Origin of the sequence: Candidatus Palauibacter sp. (assembly GCF_965222475.1) — a bacterium.
GTDB lineage: Bacteria > Gemmatimonadota > Gemmatimonadetes > Palauibacterales > Palauibacteraceae > Palauibacter.
In genome coordinates, this window is record NZ_CBDCUB010000004.1 from 262,446 (window position 1) to 284,733 (window position 22,288).

At 69.1% G+C, this 22,288-nt stretch carries 15 protein-coding genes and 3 pseudogenes; 15 read left to right on the forward strand and 3 right to left on the reverse strand.

Features of this window, described 5'->3' with window-relative positions:
* Window positions 1-182: 182 nt before the first annotated feature.
* The 10 genes and pseudogenes from ACOQPP_RS09870 (at window position 183) to ACOQPP_RS09915 (ending at window position 10,949) form a co-directional block, all read left to right on the forward strand.
* Window positions 183-1,173: pseudogene (locus tag ACOQPP_RS09870) on the forward strand (AAA family ATPase).
* Between the two features lie 50 nt (window positions 1,174-1,223).
* The gene (locus ACOQPP_RS09875) at window positions 1,224-2,099 is read left to right on the forward strand and encodes a DUF58 domain-containing protein (protein WP_419165428.1); all 876 of its coding nucleotides are present in this window, start codon (window positions 1,224-1,226) and stop codon (window positions 2,097-2,099) included.
* On the forward strand, window positions 2,096-3,085 hold the full coding sequence (locus ACOQPP_RS09880) for a hypothetical protein (protein WP_420636419.1): 990 nt from the start codon (window positions 2,096-2,098) through the stop codon (window positions 3,083-3,085). Before ACOQPP_RS09875 ends, ACOQPP_RS09880 begins: the two co-directional genes overlap by 4 nt.
* Window positions 3,082-4,074, forward strand: coding sequence for a vWA domain-containing protein (locus ACOQPP_RS09885; protein ID WP_420636420.1), 993 nt, complete (start codon window positions 3,082-3,084; stop codon window positions 4,072-4,074). Before ACOQPP_RS09880 ends, ACOQPP_RS09885 begins: the two co-directional genes overlap by 4 nt.
* 19 nt (window positions 4,075-4,093) lie before the next feature.
* Window positions 4,094-5,125 (forward strand): VWA domain-containing protein, encoded by a 1,032-nt coding sequence (locus ACOQPP_RS09890; RefSeq protein ID WP_419165431.1) that lies wholly within the window; start codon window positions 4,094-4,096, stop codon window positions 5,123-5,125.
* Entirely contained in the window at window positions 5,122-5,943 is an 822-nt protein-coding gene (locus tag ACOQPP_RS09895) for a tetratricopeptide repeat protein (RefSeq protein WP_419165432.1), read from the forward strand. Before ACOQPP_RS09890 ends, ACOQPP_RS09895 begins: the two co-directional genes overlap by 4 nt.
* Window positions 5,943-7,802, forward strand: coding sequence for a BatD family protein (locus ACOQPP_RS09900; RefSeq protein ID WP_420636421.1), 1,860 nt, complete (start codon window positions 5,943-5,945; stop codon window positions 7,800-7,802). Before ACOQPP_RS09895 ends, ACOQPP_RS09900 begins: the two co-directional genes overlap by 1 nt.
* Window positions 7,802-8,662 (forward strand): tetratricopeptide repeat protein, encoded by an 861-nt coding sequence (locus ACOQPP_RS09905; RefSeq protein WP_419165434.1) that lies wholly within the window; start codon window positions 7,802-7,804, stop codon window positions 8,660-8,662. The genes ACOQPP_RS09900 and ACOQPP_RS09905 overlap by 1 nt, the downstream gene beginning before the upstream one ends.
* A gap of 6 nt (window positions 8,663-8,668) precedes the next feature.
* Window positions 8,669-9,577, forward strand: coding sequence for an aminoglycoside phosphotransferase family protein (locus ACOQPP_RS09910; RefSeq protein ID WP_419165435.1), 909 nt, complete (start codon window positions 8,669-8,671; stop codon window positions 9,575-9,577).
* Between the two features lie 97 nt (window positions 9,578-9,674).
* A complete protein-coding gene (locus ACOQPP_RS09915; RefSeq protein ID WP_419165436.1) occupies window positions 9,675-10,949 on the forward strand; it encodes an FAD-dependent oxidoreductase in 1,275 nt (424 codons plus the stop codon).
* On the opposite strand, the gene ACOQPP_RS09920 is transcribed toward ACOQPP_RS09915, so the two are convergent.
* Window positions 10,931-11,602, reverse strand: a complete 672-nt coding sequence (locus ACOQPP_RS09920; RefSeq protein WP_420636422.1) for a MerR family transcriptional regulator — start codon at window positions 11,600-11,602, stop codon at window positions 10,931-10,933. The two genes, ACOQPP_RS09915 and ACOQPP_RS09920, sit on opposite strands and share 19 nt — an antisense overlap.
* Before the next feature lie 96 nt (window positions 11,603-11,698).
* Here ACOQPP_RS09920 and ACOQPP_RS09925 point away from each other — a divergent pair, with 96 nt between their 5' ends.
* The 4 genes and pseudogenes from ACOQPP_RS09925 to ACOQPP_RS09940 all read left to right on the forward strand — a co-directional run bounded on the left by ACOQPP_RS09925 (window position 11,699) and on the right by ACOQPP_RS09940 (window position 14,470).
* Window positions 11,699-12,706 carry an ARPP-1 family domain-containing protein gene (locus tag ACOQPP_RS09925; protein ID WP_420636423.1) on the forward strand — a complete coding sequence of 336 codons (1,008 nt, stop codon included), beginning with the start codon at window positions 11,699-11,701 and terminating at the stop codon, window positions 12,704-12,706.
* A gap of 120 nt (window positions 12,707-12,826) precedes the next feature.
* Window positions 12,827-13,141 carry a hypothetical protein gene (locus ACOQPP_RS09930; RefSeq protein WP_420636424.1) on the forward strand — a complete coding sequence of 105 codons (315 nt, stop codon included), beginning with the start codon at window positions 12,827-12,829 and terminating at the stop codon, window positions 13,139-13,141.
* Between the two features lie 280 nt (window positions 13,142-13,421).
* Window positions 13,422-14,135, forward strand: a pseudogene (locus ACOQPP_RS09935) (MFS transporter); the annotation flags it as partial.
* Window positions 14,136-14,161: 26 nt separating this feature from the next.
* A complete protein-coding gene (locus ACOQPP_RS09940) occupies window positions 14,162-14,470 on the forward strand; it encodes a BREX system Lon protease-like protein BrxL (RefSeq protein WP_420636500.1) in 309 nt (102 codons plus the stop codon).
* On the opposite strand, the gene ltrA is transcribed toward ACOQPP_RS09940, so the two are convergent.
* Entirely contained in the window at window positions 14,369-15,655 is a 1,287-nt protein-coding gene (gene ltrA, locus ACOQPP_RS09945; RefSeq protein WP_420636425.1) for a group II intron reverse transcriptase/maturase, read from the reverse strand. The two genes, ACOQPP_RS09940 and ltrA, sit on opposite strands and share 102 nt — an antisense overlap.
* 611 nt (window positions 15,656-16,266) lie before the next feature.
* On the opposite strand from ltrA, the pseudogene ACOQPP_RS09950 reads away from it, so the two are divergent.
* A pseudogene (locus ACOQPP_RS09950) lies at window positions 16,267-17,441 on the forward strand (BREX system Lon protease-like protein BrxL); the annotation flags it as partial.
* 75 nt (window positions 17,442-17,516) lie between these two features.
* Here the strand turns inward: ACOQPP_RS09950 and ACOQPP_RS09955 are convergent.
* The gene (locus tag ACOQPP_RS09955) at window positions 17,517-22,097 is read right to left on the reverse strand and encodes a leucine-rich repeat domain-containing protein (protein ID WP_420636426.1); all 4,581 of its coding nucleotides are present in this window, start codon (window positions 22,095-22,097) and stop codon (window positions 17,517-17,519) included.
* Window positions 22,098-22,288 lie beyond the last annotated feature (191 nt).

Below are 22,288 nucleotides of genomic sequence, written 5' to 3' on the forward strand. Positions count from 1 at the left end.
TCAGGGTGTCCGCCGCGACGGCTCGCGTCAACGCAGGGACGTCCGGCGGCCGACCCGCCGGGCAACGCGAGAATTCGATAAGATGTCCATCCAAACGCCCGCTCCGGTCACCGGCGCTCGGAGCGCCGTCACGCATTCGACACACATCCGACGCACATTTGCGAGGAGAGGAAACAGCCGACGTGAGTCACGACATCGAAGCGATCCAGGAGAAGATCCGCGAGGAGAGCGCCTTCGTCGAACGGCTGGTCGACGAGGTCGGGCGCGTCATCGTGGGCCAGAGATACCATGGTCGAGCGGCTGCTGATCGGCCTCCTCGCGGACGGTCACGTGCTGATGGAAGGCGTGCCGGGCCTGGCGAAGACCCTCACCGTGCGCACGCTCGCGCAGGCGATCGACACCGGCTTCCAGCGGATCCAGTTCACGCCGGACCTCCTCCCCGCAGACCTCATCGGGACGCTGATCTTCGACCCCAAGCGGAGCGAGTTCCAGACCCGCAGGGGTCCCATCTTCTCCAACATCATCCTCGCCGACGAGATCAACCGCTCTCCCGCCAAGGTGCAGTCGGCGCTGCTGGAGGCGATGCAGGAGCGCACCGTGACGATCGGGGATGAGACCTTCCCCCTCGACGACCCCTTCCTCGTGCTCGCCACGCAGAACCCGATCGAGCAGGAGGGCACCTACCCGCTCCCCGAGGCCCAGGTCGACCGGTTCATGCTCAAGCTCTCCGTCGGCTATCCGGACAAGGACGAAGAACTCGAGATCATGCGGCGCATGGGCGTCGGCTCCGCTCCCGAGACGCGGCCGGTCGTCACACCGGAGGAGATCCTCCGGGCCCGCGGCGCCGTCGACCTCATCTACATGGACCGGCAGGTCGAGCGGTATATCGTGGAACTCGTTTTCGCCTCGCGCGCGCCGGCCGAGCACGGGCTCGAGGATCTGGCGGACCTCATCGCCTACGGAGCCTCGCCCCGGGCCAGCATCTGCCTCTCGCGGACGGCCCGGGCGCACGCCTTCCTGCGGCACCGCGGCTACGTGACGCCCGAGGATGTGCGCTCGGTCGCCCTCGATGTCCTGCGCCACCGCGTCCTCATCACGTACGAGGCGGAGGCCGAGGAGGTCACGAGCGAGGATGTCGTGAACCGCATCCTCGACAGCGTCGAGGTCCCCTAGCCGGGCCGCGGGTCGCTGGCGGGCAGGCCGAGGACGACGGAGAGCGACGGATGATTCCGAGGGAGATCCTCAGGAAGGTGCGCCGGATCGAGATCACGACCCGGGGCCTCGTGGACCAGGTGTTCTCGGGCGAATACCACTCCGTGTTCAAGGGACGCGGGATCAACTTCGCCGAGGTGCGCGAGTACGACTACGGCGACGACATCCGCACCATCGACTGGAACGTCACCGCGCGCACGGGGACCCCGCACGTCAAGATCTTCGAGGAAGAGCGCGAACTGACGGTCATGCTGCTCGTCGACGTGAGCGCCTCCGGCGACTTCGGCACGCGGGAGCGCATGAAGGGAGATCTCGCGGTGGAGGTGTGCTCGCTGCTCGCCTTCAGCGCGATCAAGAACAACGACAAGGTGGGGCTCATCATCTTCAGCGACCGCGTGGAGAAGTTCGTCCCGCCCCGCAAGGGACGGCGACACGTGCTGCGCGTGCTGCGGGAGATGCTGTACCACGAGCCGGAAGGGCGGACGACGGATCTCGCCGCGGCACTCGAGTACCTGTCGCGCATCATCCGGCGGCGGGCCGTCGTCTTCGTCGTGTCCGACTTCGTGTCGAAGCCGTTCGAGAAGGCCCTCGGCGTGGCCGGCCGCCGGCACGACGTGATCGCGCTCCGCGTCCGGGACCGGCGCGAGGCGGAGCTTCCCCCCATCGGTCTCATGGAACTCGAGGACGCGGAGACCGGCGAGCGGCTCATCGTCGACACCTCGGACCGGGAGTTCCGCGCGGCCCTCGATACTCAGGGGGCGGAGGAGCGCGCGAGGCAGGATCGAACCTTCCGGCGCGGCAAGGTGGATGTCGTGGACCTGAGCCCCGGGTGCCCGTACCTGCGGCCGCTGATGAGGTTCTTCGAGGAACGGGGGCGGCGGGCATGACGCGCGGGTCGGTTCCTCGCGCGTGGCGGACCGCGGTCGTGGGGGCCGGGCTGGCCCTCTCGGGCCTCGCGGCGGCGGTCGAGGACGGGCGCGGGCAGACGCCGCGGGTCACGATCGAGGCGGACACGACGGAGATCCACGTCGGCGACCCGCTCTCGCTGCGGCTGTCGGTGGAACACCCGGCCGACCTGTCCGTGCGCTGGCCGGATTCCCTGCCGCTGGGACCGTTCGAGGCGCTCGTCCTGGAGGTGGGCAAGCCGGTGGCGGAGGGAGCCGGTGCGCGCACACCCGCAGTCCTCCGCGTGACCGCGTTCGAACTCGGCGAACTCGAGCTTCCATCGTTCGACCTCGAACTCTCGGACGGGGCGGAGCGACGCGTGACCGTCTCCACCGATCCGGTCGAGATCGGCGTGACGACGATCGGACTCGATGAGGGCGGGGACATCCGCGACGTGAAGGGCCCGCGCGCGATGGCCCTCAACTGGCTGCTCCTGTGGCCGTGGATACTCCTCGCCCTGGCGCTCGCCGGCCTCGGCTACTGGTGGTTCCGACGTCGGCGGGCCGGGCCCGACGTCGACCGGGCCGTGCCCCCCGAGCCCGAGCGCCCGCCGCACGAGGTCGCCCTCGAGGCGCTGGACCTGCTCGCGGCGTCCCCCCTCCTGGAGCGGGGTGAGATCAAGCGGTACCACATCGCGATGTCCCGGATCCTCCGTGCCTATCTGGAGGGACGGTACCGAATCTGGGCGCTCGAGATGATCACGCCGGACGTGATCTCGAGCCTGGGACGCGCCGGCGTCGATCCCGCGACGCGGACCGACTTCCAGCGCTTCCTCGAGGCATGCGATCTGGTGAAGTTCGCCAAACAGCGGCCGGACGCCGGCACGTGCCGCCGCACCCTCGCGGACGCGCGGGAACTGGTGGAGCGGACGAAGTTCGTACCGCCCGCCGCCGCCGAGCCCGAGCCGGTGGAGGCGGCGGTCCCATGATCTACCGCTTCGAGGACCCCGCCTTTCTCCTGCTCCTGCTCCTCGTCCCGGCGCTCGCGTACCGTCATCTCGCGAAGGGCGGCCGGAAGGCGGGGGCGCTGCGATTCCCCGATCTCGCGCTCCTGCGCCGCGCGGGGGCCGAGCGCACGGGCCGGGCGCGGCATGTGCCGCTGGCGCTGCGACTTCTCGCCCTTGCCGCGCTCATCGTCGCTTTCGCCCGCCCGCAGTCCGCCTCCACGGTCGAGAACGTGTCGACGGAGGGGATCGACATCGTCATGGTCCTCGACATCTCCAGTTCGATGCTCGCACAGGATCTGACACCCGACCGGCTGGAAGCCGCCAAGGAAGTGGCGGCGGAATTCGTGGCCCGGCGCCCCAACGATCGCATCGGGCTCGTCGTGTTCGCCGGGCAGGCGTTCACCCAGGCCCCGCTCACGATCGACCACCCCGCGGTCTCCTCGGTGATGGCCGAACTCGAGGTGGGGATGGTCGAGGACGGCACCGCGGTCGGCCTCGGGCTCGCGACCGCCCTCAAGCGGCTGGAGTCGAGCGAGGCGGAGTCGCGGATCATCGTCCTCCTCACGGACGGTCGGAACAACCGGGGCGAGATCGACCCGGCCACGGCCGCCCGCATGGCCCGGGCGCTGGGGGTGAGGGTCTACACGATCGGGGCCGGCTCGCGGGGCACGGCGCCCGTCCCCGTCGACGACCCCGTATTCGGGCGGCGGCTCGTCTCGATCCCGGTGGACGTGGACGAACCTACGTTGACGGAGGTCGCCGAGGTCACCGGCGGGCGGTACTTCCGCGCCACGGACCGCGAGAGCCTCGAGCGGATCTACGAGGAGATCGACGCACTCGAGATGACCGAGATCGACGTCGAGAGCTTCACGAGCTACGGCGAACTGTTCCTTTTCCCGCTCGCCGCCGGACTCGGCCTGCTGCTGCTCGAGATCGGGCTCGCGCAGACCGTCCTCAGAAGATTGCCCTAGACAGGAGGTGGTGTAGGTCGTGTTCCGGTTCGGTTTCGTGACGGCTCTCGTGGCGCTGGCGCTGATCCCGCTGGCGGTCGCGCTGCTGTGGCGGGGGGCGGCGCTGCGACGCCGGGCGCTGGCCCGCTTCGGAGACGTGGAGCTGGTGCGGCAGCTGAGCCGAACCGTGAACCCGCGGGCCCGCTTCTGGAAGGCTGTGCTCGTGCTCGCGGCGGTGGGGTTCGCGGTCGTGGCCATGGCGCGACCGCAGTTCGGCTCGCGCGTGGAGACCGTCCGCCGCGAGGGCATGGACATCGTGGTCGCGCTCGATCTGTCCACCTCGATGCTGGCGGAGGACATCGCCCCCAACCGTCTGCAGCGCTCGAAGCTCGAGATCCAGCGCCTCATCGAGCGGCTGGACGGGGACCGCATCGGCCTCATCGCCTTCGCCGGACAGGCGTTCGTCCAGAGCCCCCTCACCTCCGACTACGGGGCGGCGCGCCTCTTCCTCAACGCGATGGACACGGACCTCGTGCCGATACAGGGGACCGACCTCGGGGCCGCGCTCGAACTCGCGCTCGACGCCTTCTCCGACGCGCCGGTCGAGGAGCGGCTCATCATCGCGGTCACGGACGGCGAGGACCACGAGGGAGGGATCGAGGCCGCGGTCGAGCGGGCCCTCGACGCCGGGGTCATCATTCACACGGTGGGTGTGGGTTCGACGGACGGCGTGCCGATCCCCGAGTTCGACGCGGCCGGCCGGCCGAGCGGGTTCAAGCGGGACGAAACGGGAGCCGTGATCACCACACGACTCGACGAGACGACGCTGCGGCAGATCGCGGCGCGGACGGGCGGACAGTTGTTCCGCAGCACCCCCGAAGCAAGCGAACTCACGGCCCTCATCGAGGAAATCGCGTCGCTTGGCGGGCGGGAGATTGACGCCCGCGAGGTCACGCAGTTCGAGGAACAGTTTCAGATCTTCCTGGGCGCCGCGATTCTCCTATTGTTCCTGGAGAGTCTGTGGACGGACCGGAAGAAGACGGTACGAGCCTGGAGAGGGAGGTTTTCGTGAGCACGAAGCGTGGCGGCATCGACATCCGGCGGCCTCCGTCGCTCCCCGTCACCGCGGCTCGGGCGGCTCGCGCGGCTCGGGCGGCCCTGACGGCTTTCACTGCCCTCGTCGCCCTCCTGGTCGCGGGGGCGGCCGAACTCCGGGGCCAGGCGGGGCGCGGCGAGACGCGCGAGGGGAACCGCCTCTACGAGGAGGGACGGTACGCGGAGGCGCACGAGAAGTATCTCGAGGCGCTGCTCGAGGCTCCCGACTCCCCCATCATCCGGTTCAACGACGGGAACGCGCTCTACCGGGGCGAGAACTACGAGTCCGCGCTGGAGTCCTTCCGCGCCGCCGTGGAGAGCGGGAACCCGCAACTCGCCGCGGCCGCCTGGTACAACCTCGGGAACACGCTCTACCGGCAGGGCGCCCTGCCCGAGAGCCTCGAGGCGTTCAAGCAGGCGCTGCGCGCGGACCCGGCGGACGTCGACGCCAAGCACAACCTCGAGCGCGTACTCGAACTGATGCGGGAGCAACAGCAACAGCAACAGGGTGACGGCGAGAACGAACCGGAAGACGAACAGGAGAACGAGGGACAACCGCCGCCCGAGGGGGGAGAACGGAACCGGGAGGAGCAGCAGGACCCGGAGGAGCAGCAGGACCAGGAGCGGAACCCGGACGACGCCGAGCCACCGCCCGAGGGCGGACCTCCGCCGCCGGGGGAGATGACGAGGGAAGAGGCGGAGCGTCTGCTGGACGCGATTCAGGAGGATCAGGACGAAGTGAATCGGAAGCCGCGAACCGCCGCGCGCGGGACGAGGCCGCGCAGGGACTGGTGATGAGGGTCCTTTCGTTCGCGCTCCGCCGGGCGCCCGCCGCGCCGGCGTGGCTCCTGGCCTGCGCCCTGGCCCCGTCCGTTCTGGCGGGGCAGGACGTCACGGCCTCCGCGCATCTCGACCGGGGGGAGGTCGGCATCGGGCAGACCTTCACGCTCAACGTCGTGCTGGAGGGCGTGCAGCGGTTCGACCAGGACCCGGTGCTCCCCGACATGAGCGCCTTCGCCGCCTTCCTGAGCAGCGGGACGCAGACTTCGGTCCGGATCGTGAACGGACGGACGACGGTCTCGCTCACCGTGCAGTACCGCTTTCAGGCGACGGCGGAGGGGACGTTCGAGATCGGGCCCGTGGCGGTGGCGGCGAGCGGGCGGACGCTGAGCACGGAGCCGCTCAGCCTGCGGGTGTCGCCGACCCCGCCGCCGGGACCGGGCTCGGGGGGCGCACCTGCGCAACGGCCCGCCGACTCGGGGACGATCGGCCCGGACGACCTGTTCGTCGTCGCCGAGCCGAACAAGCGCCAGGTACGCGAGAACGAGCCCGTCATCGTCGAGTACCGGCTCTACACGCGCGTCAACGTGAGTTCGTACGGGGTGACGCGTCTTCCGCCGACGCCGGGGTTCTGGGTCGAGGAGTTCGAACTGCCGCAACAGCCGCGGGTCGAGCAGGTGGTGCGGGACGGCGAGGCGTACGCCACGGCGCTCATCCGCAAGGTAGCGCTGTACCCGACCGGACCGGGCACCAAGACGCTCGAGCCGCTCGCGATCGAGGCCCAGGTGCGCGTGCAGCGGCGGTCGCGGGACCGCTTTGACGAGATCTTCGGTGGCTTCTTCGACCGGAGTTCCCTGTTCGGAGCAGTCGTATCGACGGGAGCCGCTTCGCGCCCGATAGAGATCGAGGTGCTTCCGCTCCCGGCGGAGGGCCGGCCCGCCGGGTTCACCGGACTCGTGGGGGACCTCGCGGTCGAGAGTTCGGTCGACCGCGACAGCCTCGCCGCGAACGAGGCGGTGACGCTGCGCGTGGAGGTATCCGGTTCCGGCAACCTGAAGGCGCTGGCGCCGCCGGAACTCGCCTTTCCGCCCACGGTCGAGGCCTTTCCGCCCGAGGTGACGGACCGCCTCGGCACCACGGACGCGGGCGTGTCGGGGACCCGCACGTGGGAATACGTGCTGATCCCGCGCGCGCCGGGGACGCTGACCGTCCCGGGCGTCGACCTGGGGTACTTCGACGCGGCGGCGGGCCGGTACGAGACGGCATCGGCGGACCCGGTCGAACTGAGGGTGACGGGCCGGGCGGTCGTGGACGCGCTGCCCGGGGCACGCGCGCGCGGCTCGGTCGAGGCGCTGCGCTCGGACATCCGCTTCATCCGGATCGACACGCCGCGCTTCCGCCGCCGGGGCGAGACGCTGTTCGACCAGGCCTGGTTCTGGGTCGTCGCGCTGGCGCCGCTCGGCATGATCGCCGGCGCGGCCGGGGTGCGGCGCCGGCGCGACCGGCTCGCGGGCGACCAGGCGTACGCGCGCGACCGCCGGGCGGCCCGCGTGGCCCGGAAGCGCCTGGCCCGGGCGGCCCGGCTCGCGGGCGGCGAAGATGCCCGGGCCTTCTACGCCGAGACGGCCCGGGCGCTCGAGGGCTACGCGGCCGACAAGCTCGACACCTCGGCCGCCGGCATCATCCGCGACGATCTGCGCCCTGCCCTGGCCGGCCGCGGCGCCCGCGCCACCACGGCCGACGAGTTCTTCGCCGTCCTCGACGCGTGCGACCGGCAGCGCTTCGCCCCGGTCGGCGCGGAGATCGGGGAGCGGCGCGCCTTCCTCGCCCGCGCCGAGTCGGTGCTGTCGGCGCTCGCCCGGGAGATCGGCTGATGCCGCGCCGAACCACCCAACGCACGCGTGCGGGCCGGCGGCCTCGGCCGCGCCGGCTACTGCTGGCGGCACTCCCGTTGGGGTTTGCGGCCAGCGCCTTCGCGGCCGGCACCTCCGCGGCCGGGCTCGCCAGCCTGCAGGAAGCTCCGGCCCTGTCGGACGCGGCGTCGGCCGCCGACCGGTTCCAGGAGGGGAACCGGCTCTACCAGGCGGGGGACTACGAGGGCGCCCTCGACGCCTGGCTCGGGCTGTTCGAGGAGGGGCTGGACAGCGCCGACCTCCACTACAACATCGGAAACGCATACTTCAAGCTCGGCGAGTTGGGCCGCGCGATCCTCTTCTACGAGCGGGCCCGGGTCGAACTTCCGGGCGACGAGAGCGTGCGCGCCAACCTGGAACTCGCGCGCTCCCTCACGGCCGACCAGATCACGCCCCTCCCCGGCTTCTGGGTGCCGCGCGTCGTGAGCTGGGCCGTGCGCCTCGTGCCTCGTGGCTGGCTGATCGCGATCGTCACGGTGGGCTATCTCGCCCTCGCCTCCGCCCTCCTCCATCAACTGCTCGCGAGGGAGCCGCGTCCGTGGACAGGGCGCGTCGCCGCGACGGCCACCGTCCTCACACTCGTCTTCGGGGCGAATCTCCTCATCCGCGAGTTCGATATCGGACGGGCCGAGCGCGGCGTGATCCTCCGGACCGAGACCGCGGTCCAGAGCGCGCCCTCCGATGATCCGTCGCTGCAGCTGTTCACCATCCACGAGGGGGCCGTCGTCCGCATCGACCGGCGATCCGACGAGTGGATCGAGATCGTGCTCGAGGATGGCAAGGTCGGGTGGGTGCGAGCCGGAGACCTCGAAACGATATAGCTGCACGTGCCCAACCCGGGAGTGCCGGAACCCGAAGTCCGGATCGATGAGCGGCTGGTGGCGGATCTGCTGCGGGCCCAGCATCCCGATTTGGCGGATCTGCCCATCCACGAGCGCCACTCGGGGTGGGACAACGTCACCTACCGGCTCGGCGACGACCTTGCGGCGCGGCTGCCGCGCCGGCGCGCGGCCGCCGAACTCGCGATCAAGGAACAGACGTGCCTTCCGTCGCTCGCCCGCCAGCTGCCGGTGGCGGTCCCTGTCCCGCTTCGGGTCGGGGGGGCCGGGGCGGAGTTCCCCTGGCCGTGGAGCGTCGTCCCGTGGATTCCCGGCACGACGGCGAACGTCGAGCCACTCGGAGTCGCCGAGGGGGCGCGCGTCGCGGACTTCCTGGCGGCACTGCACGCCATCGCGTCGCCCGGAGCGCCGACGAACCCCTTCCGCGGGGGGCCGCTGAGGGATCGGGCCGGGGACGTCGAAGGCCGGCTCGCGAAGCTGAGCGACCGGACCGACCTCGTGACTCCGGAGCTCCTCCGCGCGTGGCGGCGCGCCGTCGCCGCACCGACCCACGGGGCGCGCCGCTGGCTGCACGGAGACCTGCACCCTTCCAATCTCATCGTCCGGGGGGGGATCCTCACCGGGGTCATCGACTGGGGAGACCTCGCGGCGGGCGACGTGGCGACGGATCTCGCCGCCGTGTGGATGTTGTTCGAGGACCGCCAGGCGCGGAGCGCGTGCCTGGCTTCGTACGGCGCGCCCGAAGCCCTGGTCGTACGCGCGATGGGCTGGGCGATCTTCTTCGGCTCCGCGTTCGGGGCTCTTCCGAATCCCGCCGGCGACCCCGCGCCCGCCCCCGGCCGACCGCCGGACAAGGTCGCCGCGGCCGCCCTTCGCCGTCTCGCCGAAGACCTGTAGCGCTGTCCGACATCCGACGGCGCGTCTGGCCGATCGGGGTGGCTCGCGCCAGTTTTTGCGGGCACAGCCGCAGCGGCGCAGGGGAAGGCGAGGCCGAGTGAACCGTCGGACGCTGATCAAGACCGTAGGGGCGGCCGCCCTGAGTGGTGGGCTCGGGGGCTGCTCCGGCGTCTGGCGTCGCTATCCTCCGGCCTCGGCCGCGCCGGCCTTCCCCCTCCTCCGCGTCTCACCCGATCGCGTCATCCGGACCACGGTGGGGCTTCGACCCTTCCGTCCCGCGGGCTTCCGCGTGGCCGCCGAGCGGCTGGACGACAAGACCGTGATCCACAACTACGGGCACGGCGGGGCGGGGATCTCGCTCTCGTGGGGGACGGGCCTGCTCGTGGCCGACCTGGCCGAGCCTCACGCCTCGCGGCAGGCGGCCGTCATCGGAGCCGGCGCCGTCGGCCTCGCCACCGCGCGTCAGCTCCAGCGGCGCGGCTTCGACGTGACCATCTACGCCCGCGCGCTGCCGCCCGACACGACCTCGAACATGGCCTACGCGGGGTTTTCACCCCTCTCGAACCTCGTGTCGGCCCCGGAGCGGACCCCGTCCTTCGACGCACAGTTCGACCGCGCGGTCCGCGCGTCGTACCGGCAACTCCAGCTGCTCGCGGGGGCGGGACGCGGCGTGTCGTGGCTGACGACGTACACGTGGAGGAACCGTCTCGCGGGTCCGGCGAGCGAAGATTCGGGCCTGGCGGAGGTCGAGAGCGGCCTCGACCCCGGTCTCGATGTGGAGGCGACGGTGCTGCAGCCGGGAGAACATCCCTTCCCCGGCACGTACGCGCTCCGCCGGCCGACGCTCCGCATCGAACCCTCGATCTACCTCGACCGGCTGATGGAGGAGTTCCTCCTCTTCGGCGGGCGGGTGCGGATCCGCGACTTCGGCACGCCTCGCGACCTCATGTCGCTCGACGAACCGCTCATCGCCAACTGCACGGGGCTGGGCTCGCGGGCCCTGTTCGGGGACGAGACGATGACGCCCATCAAGGGCCAGCTCACCTTCCTCCCCCCCCAGCCCGAACTCGACTACAGCCTCGAGGGGAGCCCGCCGGGCGGCGGCCGGATCGGGATCCTCCCCCGCGCCGACGGCATCGCCCTCGGGCACGTGATGGAGCGAGGCGACTGGAGTCTCGAGCCGATCCAGGAGGAGATCGCCGAACGCCTCGACCGCGCGACCCGGCTCGTCGCGGCCATGACGGAACGCGCTTCGGGCCTGCGCCGGTTCGCCGCCGCCCGGTGGGGGCCGGGGATGCGCGAGACCCTCGAATCCGATCCCGTCCCCGCGACCCCGCCCCCGGTCGAGAGCTTCTACGACATCGAGTCCTGACCACGCCGGAGCACTCGGCGGAGCCTCCGTCCCAAGGTCTCGAGCAACTCCGCCGCCTCCTCCACGGTGGCGAGCAACTCGGCAAGTTCGGGGTCGTCGCGGGGCCCTGCCTCCCGCCGCTGGCTGTACGCCCGCGGTTCGCGCTCGCGGAGTACGTCGGAAGGGGGCGCAAAAGACGCGAGGGAGTCCGCACCGTATCGCTCCAACGGGTCGCTCGCCCGGGCACGCGCATAGGGAGCCGACGCCTCCCGGACCTCGCGCACGTCCAGGCGGTCCTGCAGCGCATCGCGGCGCCGCGAGGGGGCTGAGAATCGGGGGCCGGGTGGCGAGAAGATCTCCGGAGTCACCGGCGTTCGTCCGGCGGCGACGCCTGAGATCAGTTCCGGCGGGGCACGGTCGAAGACGTCCCCGATGTCGCTGAGCGAGACGGGGGGCACCTCCCCGGCCGCCTGCGCCTCCCGCACCCGCCGGATGAAGCGCAGGCGGTCCCGGACCTGCTCGGGATAGCGGGTCTTCGGCCCCAGCCGCCCGACTCTGGGCAGCAGTCCCAACTGCACGTAGTAGGCGATGGTCCTGCGACTGAACCCCGTGTCGCGTTCCAGTTCCCCGACCGTGTAGCCGCCCATGGTGCCGGTCCCTTCGTTGCGTGACAACTCATGTCGTGTACATGTGACTACTGTTGACTTATCCGGGAATCCGCGTTACTGTCAACATCGTATCATCACTGACAATATACGAGGAGTCGACCCATGGACCAAGTCAAGACCGCCATTTCGAATCTGAGCATCGGAGATCCGGCCTTCCACGGGGGGCTCTCCGTCTTCCCTCTCACGGCGAAGGAGCGCCCTTCCCTCGACTACCAGCTGCTCGCGGACGGGCTGAAGGAGGGACTCGTGTCGGTGCGCGAGGTCTCGCAGGGCGGGAGCGTGCCCGACCTCGCGGTCGAGAACCGCGCGGACCGTCCCGTGCTCATCGTCGACGGCGAGGAACTGGTCGGCGCCAAGCAAAACCGGGTTGCCAACCTCACCCTGCTCGTGGCGGCCGGGAAGACGACGATCATCCCCGTCTCGTGCGTGGAGGCCGGCCGGTGGTCGTACGACCGCCGGGACTTCGCGGTGTCCGAGCGCATGCACTACGCGAGCGGGCGGGCGGAGCGATACCGGAGCGTGCAGGCGTCGATGCGCACGACGGGCACGCGGCGTTCCGATCAGGGCCGGGTCTGGAGTTCCATCGATGAGACGGCCGCAGCGATGTCCGCCCCCTCCGAGACCGGAGCGATGAGCGAGATCTTCGATCGCCACGAGAGGACGCTGAACGACTACGTGCGGGACGTGACCCCCGCCCCGGACCAGGTCGGCGCCATCTTCGCCGTGGGCGAGCGGCGCTACGGGCTCGACCTGTTCGACCGGCCGGGGACGCTGGCCGCGTTCCTCCCCAAGCTCGTCCGCAGCTACGCGGTCGATGCGCTAGGACCGCGGGCGGACGCCGCGAAAGCGGCGCCCCTCTCCGGAGCCCGTGACTTCCTCGACCGGCTGAGCGAGGGATCGTTCGACGACTACCCCGCCGTGGGCCTCGGCCGCGACGTGGGGATCAGGGCGGACGGCGCGATCGGAGGCGCCCTCGTGGCGGACGAGGTCACCCTGCACCTGACGGGGTTCTCGGACCCGCGCAGCCACAGCCGCGGCGGCGACGACGACCGCGTCTACGCCCCCTACCGCCAGCGCCGCGACGCCCTCCGCCGGCGGCACGACCGCTGAGGCCGGCGTGACCCTCGAGCCCCGTCCACTCAGGTCTGGCGCCGTGTGGGGATTGCCGTAGGGTGAGACCCATGCATACGACGAACAGCAGGGTTCAAATCTGGTCGCTGAGTGACACGGATGACGTGCGGGAGTTGCCAAGTCTCTCAGGTCACGCTGCCCACGGATGCCGGTAAGCTGGAGACCAAGACGTACTTCGGCGTGTACGCGGGGTATCCGAAGCCGACGCTCTTCAGCGTCAGCATCGGCGACCAATCATGCAAGCTGGCCCGAGAAGCGTTGGAGACGCTTGGCGAGTCGGCGGATCTCCGGGATTGGGCACACGGTGGTAGGGCGCTGTCGTTCGAATCCGCCCACGAATGGGCTCGGATCCGGCCCGCCTTGCTCGGATTCGTCGACTCGGTCATGGAAAAGCTCGTCATCGAGGAGATCTGAGAACGCCCGCGCGTACGGGAGACCGAAGCCGGCCTGACGCGGGGATCCCGCCCCGCGCGTTTCTCCACCGGTGGTGGCCGCCGTGGCGGTTGCCACGAGCGATGGCGAGGAGATCTGCTTGAACGGACGCGGACGGGGCCCCGAGTCGGCGATGGTCTTCATCCTCATCACCGTCTTCATCGACGTGCTGGGAATCGGGATCATCATCCCCATCCTCCCCGAACTGATCTAGGAGTTCACGGGAGGAAGCACCGCGCTCGCGGGGCGCTGGTTCGGAGTCCTGGCGGCGACCTACGCCGTCGCCCAGTTCTTCTTCGCGCCCATCCTGGGGGCGCTGTCGGACCGGGTCGGGCGGCGGCCGGTCATCCTGATCGCCCTCTTCGGCCTCGGGATCGACTACATCGTTATGGGGCTCGCGCCCTCCATCGGCTGGCTCTTCGCGGGCCGGCTCATCGCTGGCGTGATGGGCGCGAGCATCACCACGGCGAACGCCTACATCGCCGACGTGTCGGAGCCCGAAGTGCGAGCCAGAAACTTCGGCTTCGTCGGCGTGGCCTTCGGCCTCGGATTCATCTTCGGTCCCGCCATCGGTGGACTCCTGGGCGGCATCGACCTGCGGCTTCCCTTCTTCGCGGCGGCGGGACTCGCCTTGGTGAACGCGCTGTACGGCATCTTCGTCCTCCCCGAATCGCTGCCGCCCGAGAAGCGCGACGCCTTCAGCTGGGAGAAGGCCAACCCGGCCGGGAGCCTCCTCGTGCTGCGCTCATATCCGCTGGTGGCGGGCCTCGCCGTGTCCTTCGTGTTCGTAATCATGGCCCAGCGCGGCCTCGAGACCGTGTGGGTGCTCTACACCGGACACAAGTTCGGGTGGGAAGAACTCGCCAACGGCCTGTCGCTGGCGCTCGTGGGACTCATGGCGGTCCTCGTCCAGGGGGGACTCGTCCAGCCCGTGATCAAGCGAATCGGCGAGCGCCGCGCCGTGCTCGGCGGACTGGTCACGGCCGTGATCACCTGCGGCTCATCCCCTTCGTCGAGCGCAACTACAACCTCGTGGAACTCGGACCGCGCGGAACCGGTAGAGTCGAGGGCTGGCGCGCCGGCCGTAGGGTCCGGTGGCTATTCCGTCGCTTTCGCTCCGGGCCGCAGACCGGCTCCCGTAGTCACGTTTCCAGCCCCCGCTCATCGAACCGGACGTGCGGATCTCCCGCATCCGGCTCTCAGCCGGGATCATGCCTTCGCCCACGGAAGGTGTCGTGTCGTCAGCGCAAGGCGCGTGAGGCCGCATTCCTCCCACAGCCGTCGGTTGGAAAATCGCACGTATTTTCCTGATTTCACCTTGTGCTTCCGGCAGAACCACTGTCGCAGCCGCAGGGCCGCGTACGCATCCACAGCCGCGTAGGCCGGACTGACCTGGCCGAGTGTGAAGTAGTTTGCCCATCCGGACAGCATCCGATTGAGGCGCCCTACAACCTCCTCTGCTGGACAGCCCTCGTAACGTGGCTCCGTTTGCGCCCTGATCCTGCGGCGTATGCTTTGAATGCTCGCCTTGCTGGGCCTGGTGCCGATGTACCGGCTTCCGTCCGTCGGGCGATAGTTCCAGCCGATGCGGTATCCAAGGAACTCGATCGGCTCCTCGGGGCATCGGAGGCATCGGGTCTTCCGGGCGTTGACCGGTAGCTTCAGTCGTTCCATGAGCCGGTTGACCGCCGCCAGCATCTCCGCCGCCGGGGCCCTTCCGAGCACGCAGAAGTCATCCGCATAGTTCACGATCTCCGCACCGAAGCGCCGGGCATGACCCAGCGCCTTCCAGCCAAGGATGAACCGCCGCATGTAGATGTTGCTCAACAGCGGCGAGATCGGAGCCCCTTGCGGAGTCCCCTTTCTCTCCTTCCGCGCCCGGTTCGTGCGGCGCGTGCCGCCCTCCCCGTCCTCCTCGACCACCGGCATCTCCAGCCACGCCTTGATGAGTCCGAGCATCCGTCCGTCGCTAACGCGCCGGGCAACACTCTTCATCAATTCGGCGTGCGGTATCTCGCCGAAGTAGTTCGAGAGGTCCGCATCGATCACCTCGTTGCGGCCCCCGCGCAGCAGGCGGTGGACCCGCCTGACCGCGTCCTTGGCGCTTCGTCCCGGCCGGTATCCGTACTGCTCCGGCTCCAGGTCCGCCTCGAAGATCGGCGACAGCACCAGCATTGCCGACGTCTGCGCAACCCGGTCCCTCAGGCAGGGGATGCCCAGGGGACGGAACTTCCCCGGCTGCTTCTTCGGAATGAGCACCTGTCTCACCGGGTTCGGCTTGTAGGTGCCATCCTTCAGGTCCCGCGACAGTTCCCCGATCCAGCTCTCCACTCCGTGCGCCCCGATGTCCGCGACCGTCACACCATCGACGCCAGCCGCTCCGCCGTTGCGCCGGACCATCCCCCATGCCGCCAGCAGGAAGTCCTCCCGCCATACCTTGTCGACAAGGGCGTGAAAGCGCCGTCCGGGTTCTTCCTTCGCTTTCGCATGTAGCACGGTCTGGAGTCTCCGAACGCTCACCGACCCTGTTAGGCTCGCGCCAGTGGTCATGTCCCTGCCTCCTTTCCGTACCGCTCCCAACTCAGGGCCCCTTCCCTCGACGGGCATTACCCCGCGTCCCCGGTACTACGGGCCCATCCGCCACCCCGCCGGCCCGGCCTGCCCCTCGCGGGGTTCCGGTTGCCGCGTGCCACGGCACCGACGGGGCTTCCCGCGTTGCCACACTCTCCATCTTCCACACGTGCCGACGCCACTACCCCGGCGGAAACCAGCCGATTGTCCCGTCGCTCTTCTTTTCCCGGCCAGTCGGCGGCCTTCCCCTTTCTTGCGGAGGGTCGGCTCCCGCGTTTGATGTTTCGAGGCCTGCTCGGCGTTCACTCGCGTTTCGGCCCGCGTGGTCGCTGAACCGCCTTCCGACTTAGCTCCTCCCTTGGCCGTCTCCACCGTTTCCGACTTCGTGCCCGTGTAGGGTGTCGCGTATCGTGCGCGGCCCGTACCGAAGTGCTTCAACCCATGTCGTTACCTCCATGAGCCGCTCCGGTTGCTACCGGCTGGAGCGACAGTTGCCGGGCGGGATTTGCACCCGCAAGGAAGGCGCGCCTTTCCACGGCGCACGCAAGAGCCACGTCTACCAGCAGCTCTCCCCCTTCTCGCACCTGATCTCGGGCGGGCGGGCGACGGTCGCCAAGATGTTCGTCAACATGGCCAGCGGGCAGCGCGGCCTCGTGTGCCACTACGATGTCGTGTGCTTCGACGAGATCGCCGGCGTCTCCTTCGACCAGAAGGACGGCGTCAACATCATGAAGGGCTACATGGCGTCCGGCGAGTTCAGCCGCGGCAAGGAGAGCATCCGCGCCGAGGGCGGCATGGTGATGGTCGGCAACTTCAACGTCTCGGTCGAACAGCAGCAGCGCGTCGGACACCTCCTCAGCCCGCTCCCCAAGCAGATGCGCGACGACACCGCGTTCCACGACCGAATCCACGCCTACGCTCCGGGCTGGGACTTCCCGAAGCTCGACCCCAGAGAACACCTCACGGACCACTTCGGCCTCGTCAACGACTTCCTGAGCGCCTGCTGGACCAGCCTGCGCGCCCAGCCGCGCCTCTCCGTCCTTCAGAACCGCGTCTTCTGGGGCGGCGCGCTCTCCGGCCGGGACATCGAGGCGGTCCACAAGACGGTCTCCGGACTTCTCAAGCTCCTCTTCCCCGACCCCGACATGGATGTCGCGGACGAGGATCTGGAATGGATGGTGCGGCTCGCACTCGAGTCACGCCGCCGCGTGAAGGAGCAGCAGAAGCGCTGCCTAAAGGCCGAGTTCCGCAACACGCACTTCTCGTTCACCCTCGGCGTGGACGGCACCGAACAGTTCGTCGCCACCCCGGAACTCCACAGCGACGAGGCGATCGACCCCGATCCCCTCCCGCCCGGCCAGGTGTGGGCCATCGGACCCGGGCTCCCGGAGACCGGGCCCGGCCTGTACCGGATCGAGGTCACCGAGGGACCAGGCGGCGGAACGAAGATCCTGAACCAGCCCGTCCCGCCCCCCTTCCGCGAGAGCGTGAAGGTGGCATCACCGGCCCCCTCAATCTCGGCGGATCCCTCGACCGCATGGCCGACCCCGTCGCGATCGCCGAACTGGCCGTGGACAAGCAGGCCTCGGTCCTCCTCCTCCCGGTCACCGCCCGCCGAGAACTGATGAACCTTCCAGACGATATCTGGACCAAGCTCAACATCGAGTTCTACAGCGCCGCCGCCGACGCCGTCTTCAAGCTGCTTGAATGACCGGGGTTGAAGGCCAGGTGCTAGGCGCCTTCGCTGAGTCGTTGGAGAACCCAATCCATCAGGCGATCCGCGCGATCAGCGTCTCCACTCCGCCGAATCCGGGATGCCCCGGCTGAACAGGACCTCGAGTCCCGGCTCAAGCGATACGCCCGCCGCCGCTCCCCGTGCCAGGTCGGCCGGAGCCATGTCGCGCAGGATGCCCCGCACCTCGCCGGTGTCGCGGTCGCGCAGAATGACCACCGGAAGGTCCGTCTCTCCGTCGAGAGTGAAGGCACCGTCGGGCCCCGACAGGGTGATCTCCGCCAGGCTGTCGGCCCACTCCGGCTCGACCGGGAGCGCGAACACGAAGCTCGAGCCGTCCTCGCTGTCCGCCAACTCCGGCATGTCGAAGCGAAGCGAAAACAGCTCGGCGCCGGCTGCGGTCCGTCCCGAGACCACGTACTCTCCGCCCGGCCGCGGGAGCGTCGGCGCAGCCCGAACGACCAGTGCGGGGTCAAGGTACGGAGTGCCGTCGCCGTCCACTCCGCCCCACAGCAGAAGGGTTTTCGTCTTAGCGGCCGCGACGGCTGCGTCAGCCGTCCCCTCATCTCTCAGCCGGTAGCGGAGCGCCTCGGTGAAGTGATAGTCGCTGATCCACTGCGGCCTGCAGTACGACATCAGGTCGTTCACATGCGGCGCGACCAGTCCGTAACCGGGGCGAGAATCATACCCCCACGCACCTATCGAGCCTCGCTCGTGGGGGAAAGCCGGATCGAGAAAGCTGTTCGCCCCGCAGGGAGCGTGTTGGAGGTTCATGTTGTGCCCGAGTTCATGAGCCATGACCCCGGCGTCCGCCCGCGCATAGCTGGCCCGGCCCGGGCGCTGAGCGACTCCGGCGAAACCGGGGGCGCGGCCCGTGATCGTGCCCATGTAGTGCCCGGTCGCTCCTTCCATGGTCCGGATCGCTGCCGTCTGGTGGAGCAGGTCACGGCCTCGCGTGGTCGACGTCACTACGGGCGCGTGGCCCTTCACGTCGAGGTCGCCCACCGGCAGCAACGTCCGTATGCCCCACAGGAGTTCGTGTCCTTCGGGATCCTCGACCATGCCCTGGACCATGTCCATGATCGTCGAATCAGGCGTCTGATCCCAGATGAAGGGAACGAGCGTGAGGTCCAGAGTCGGCATCGCTCGCACGTCGACCCGCAGCCGACCCGTCTCCGGGATCCGCCCGGCAACCCCGAGGGCCGGATCGAGCGTCCCGTCAGGATCGACTTCGACGACCAGTTCCAGTCCCGCTTGCACCACATCTCCAGGAATCAGTGCGTTTGCGGACGCCCGCAGGTCGCCCTCGGTCACCTCGGCGGGTATGGGAGCGGACGATGGCGGAATATCGGCGGAGTGGATCTCCGTGCCCCCCACGAAGAATCCGGCCCTGACCGGTGGGAAATTCGCTCCGGCGGCGCGCTCGCTCGTCACGAACACGCGCAGCAGGGCCTCGTCCCCCGCCACGAGCGGTACCGGGAACTCACGCGACTGCACAGCCTGCGTGAGGTAGGCGGAGACCCGCGCGCATAGCGCCACGCGTCGGATCGAAATCCCCTCCAGCCAGGAGATGAAGCGCTCCTCGGAGGGCACGCAAAGCTCCGTTCCCCCGGCTCGGAAGGTATCGAGTTCGCGCAGGGCCGTGAGTTCGGCGGGGAGGACCCCCGAAAGCCCCGCATTGTTGGCCAGACCCAGCAATCGCAGGCTCGTCAATCGACCGAGTTCCGGCGGCACCGGACCCGACAGGTTGTTCCAGTCGAGGGAAAGTTCCCGCAGGCCGTGGAGATCGCCGAACTTCGGCGGGATCGGTCCTGTAAAGTGGTTTCTGCGCAGAGACAGAGCGTTCAACTCCGAGAGACGGCTCAGTTCCGATGGAAGTAAGCCCGTCAGTGAGTTCTCCGAGAGATCCAGGTTCTCCAGGTTGGAGAGGTCAGCTATCTCGGGTGGTATCGAACCCGTCAGGGCGTTTGCCGCGAGATCCAGCCGCTCCAGACTCGAGAGGTTCCCCAGTTCCGGTGGAATCGAGCCGGTCAGCGTGTTGGAGGAGAGTTGCAGCGATTCCAGTCTGGAGAGGTTCCCCAGTTCCGGAGGGATCGAGCCGGTCAGACGGTTCCCAAGGAGCGCGAGCAAGTTCAGGTTGCCGAGGTTGCCCAGTTCAGGCAAAATCGGGCCGCTCAGACCGTTCTCGACGAGCCACAGCGTCTCCAGCTTCGAGAGCTCGCCGAGTTCAGGCGGAATGAGACCCGTAAGCCGGTTGCCCCCGAGGTAGAGCCCGATGACTCGCCCCTCGTCATCCGTGTTGACGCCATCCCAGTCCTCGAGTGGTGCGTCCGTCAGCCAGTTCCCCCGGCGGATCCAGTTGTGTCCACCCGTCGCATCGTACAGCGACTCGAGAGCATCGCGATCCGAACGCGGTTCGCACTCGAGACCCGTCCCGTCGTGGGAGGGCACCGCAGCGAGCCAGTCACGAAATGCGGCGTCCGTCGGGGCGCATATTTCCGTGCCGGCGTAGGCGAGTTCCCGGAGAGCCAGTTCCGTCAGGGAGAGTGGCAGTCGGCCGGAGAGGGCGTTACCGCCGATCCGTAGTTCCGTCAGCTCCGTCAGGAGGCCGAGATTCTGAGGAAGACGTCCAGCCAGGCCATTGCCGCTCAGGTCCAGCACCTGCACGCGCCCCAGAGAATCGGCCCGAACACCGTGCCATTCGCTCGTCGCCGCGTTGGCGAGCCAACCGTCGGAGTTTGTCCAGTCCGCGCCGCCGGTGGCTTCATGCAGCGACCCCAGTACCGCCACGTCGGACTCGTTACAGAACGGTCCCGGGAAGAAGAACCCCTCCAGCCACGACACGAAGTCGGTCGTACCGGGGGCGCACAGGCCGGAATTGGACCGGAAACGAAATGCCGTGAGTTGCCCCAGTTGGAGAAAGCTCCGGGGGATCGGGCCGGTCAGACGGTTGGACTCCAGGCTGAGAACTCTCAGAAGGGAGAGGTCACCAAGGGCCGGCGGGAGCCGCCCGCTGAGGTTGTTTCCTCCGAGGTCCAGCTGGTCGAGCTCGGCGAGCTTCCCGAGCTCCGGCGGAATGGGACTGGAGAGATTGTTCGACGCGAGCGTGATTCTTCTGAGTGCGACCAGGTCGCCGAGTTCCGACGGGATGGAACCCTCGATCCTGTTTTGTGACAGCGTCAGGGTTTCCAGGCTTGCGAGGCGGCCCAGAGCGGGCGGGAGCGGACCGGTCAGGCCGTTCGCGTAGATATTCAGGCCCGTCAGGCTGGACAGGTTGCCCAACTCGGGCGGAATGGGGCCCGTCAGCCTGTTGTTGCTGAGATCCAGGGTCTCCAGGTCGCGAAGATTCCCCACCTCCGGCGGGATCGGGCCGGTAATCCCGTTTATCCTGAGGTTCACCGCCGTAAGGTTGACGAGGTTGCCGATTTCCGCCGGAAGCGGGCCGGTCATTTGGTTGCCGTGGAGATTCAGGATTGCGAGATGTTCGAGGTTGCCCACCTCCGGGGGAATCGAGCCGGTCAGCGCATTTCCCCAGAGAGTGAGGTCTTCAAGTTCCGTGAGATTACCGATCTCCGCGGGAAGGGGACCTCGGAGGTTGTTCGGGCCGAAGTTCAGACCCGAGACGCGAGATCCCTTGACCCGGACGCCGGCCCAGGCCGCGACCGGCGCATCGGTCAGCCAGTTCCGGCTGTCGTTCCAGTTCGGACCACCGGTTGATTCGTACAGCGCGATGAGCGCCGCCCGGTCCGGGTTGAGTACCGTGATCTCCGAGCTTCCCGACGCCGCGCCCGTGGTCGCGGTGATCGTGGCGGCACCCTCGAGGATGCCCAGAACGAGGCCCGAAGCGTCCACCCGCGCGGCCGACTCGTTGTCCGAACTCCAGGTGAAGGACGCCCCGGGCAAGGGCTGCCCGTCGCCGTCGAACGCTTCGGCCGCCAGACGCAGCGTGTCTCCGGGGGCGATGGTATCCGCCGCCGGCGTCACCACGACCGTCGCGGGCTCCGGCGGCAAGACGCGCAGTTCCGCCCGCCCCGCGACCCCGGCGGAAACAGCGGTGACAACCGCCGCTCCTTCCGCCACCGCCGTGGCAAGGCCCGTGGAGTCGACCGAGATCACCGAGGTGTCGCTGGACGCCCATGTGAGCTCCGCACCTGCCACTGCGTGGCCGTTCGCATCCCGGGCCTCCGCCTCCAGTTGCCGCGTCTCGCCCCTGAGCAGAGTGTCGGCAGCTGGCGAAACGGCGACCTCGCTCACCTCCTGCGCTACCGTCACCGAGGCGCTCCCCGACGCCGAACCCGACGCCGCGGTGATCGTCGCCACTCCGTCGGCCACGGCCGTCACCCGCCCGGACGCGTTTACGGTCGCGACCCCGGCGCTGCTGCTTGCCCAGGTCACCGAAACGCCGGACATGACCTGACCGTTCTGGTCGCGCACCTCCGCGGTGAGATGGAGGGTGTCGCCGAAGGCGGTCAACTCCGCCGCGGTCGGATTCACGGACAGCGTGGCAGGCCGCGGCGAGGGCGGAGGCGGGGGAGGCACGGTCGTGGGAGACTCGCCGCAGGAGAGGATCGCGAGGAGCGCCAAGCTGATCGCAGCGCGCCAACCAACGGGGGTGAAGCGGACGGTTCTCAGCATGGATTCGATCCGGTTCCCGCGGAACAATCGACGCGCAAGCGATGGAATAATAGCCGCTGGCGCGTAACTTCGCACGAGGCCGGATACCCCGCTCTTCAGTTCGCGTTCAACTGACAGGCAAGCCGGCGGAAGACGTTCTGACGGCGCTTCGAGCGCAAGCGCCAAGTGCCTGAAGTCAGTCGATTCTACGG

Excerpts from the sequence above, each read along its gene's own strand:
- ACOQPP_RS09875 (WP_419165428.1), top strand. The coding sequence starts at position 1,224 with ATGATTCCGAGGGAGATCCTCAGGAAGGTGCGCCGGATCGAGATCACG.
- ACOQPP_RS09880 (WP_420636419.1), top strand. The coding sequence starts at position 2,096 with ATGACGCGCGGGTCGGTTCCTCGCGCGTGGCGGACCGCGGTCGTGGGG.
- ACOQPP_RS09885 (WP_420636420.1), top strand. The coding sequence starts at position 3,082 with ATGATCTACCGCTTCGAGGACCCCGCCTTTCTCCTGCTCCTGCTCCTC.
- ACOQPP_RS09900 (WP_420636421.1), top strand. The coding sequence starts at position 5,943 with ATGAGGGTCCTTTCGTTCGCGCTCCGCCGGGCGCCCGCCGCGCCGGCG.
- ACOQPP_RS09905 (WP_419165434.1), top strand. The coding sequence starts at position 7,802 with ATGCCGCGCCGAACCACCCAACGCACGCGTGCGGGCCGGCGGCCTCGG.
- ACOQPP_RS09925 (WP_420636423.1), top strand. The coding sequence starts at position 11,699 with ATGGACCAAGTCAAGACCGCCATTTCGAATCTGAGCATCGGAGATCCG.
- ACOQPP_RS09930 (WP_420636424.1), top strand. The coding sequence starts at position 12,827 with ATGACGTGCGGGAGTTGCCAAGTCTCTCAGGTCACGCTGCCCACGGAT.
- ACOQPP_RS09955 (WP_420636426.1), bottom strand. The coding sequence starts at position 22,097 with ATGCTGAGAACCGTCCGCTTCACCCCCGTTGGTTGGCGCGCTGCGATC.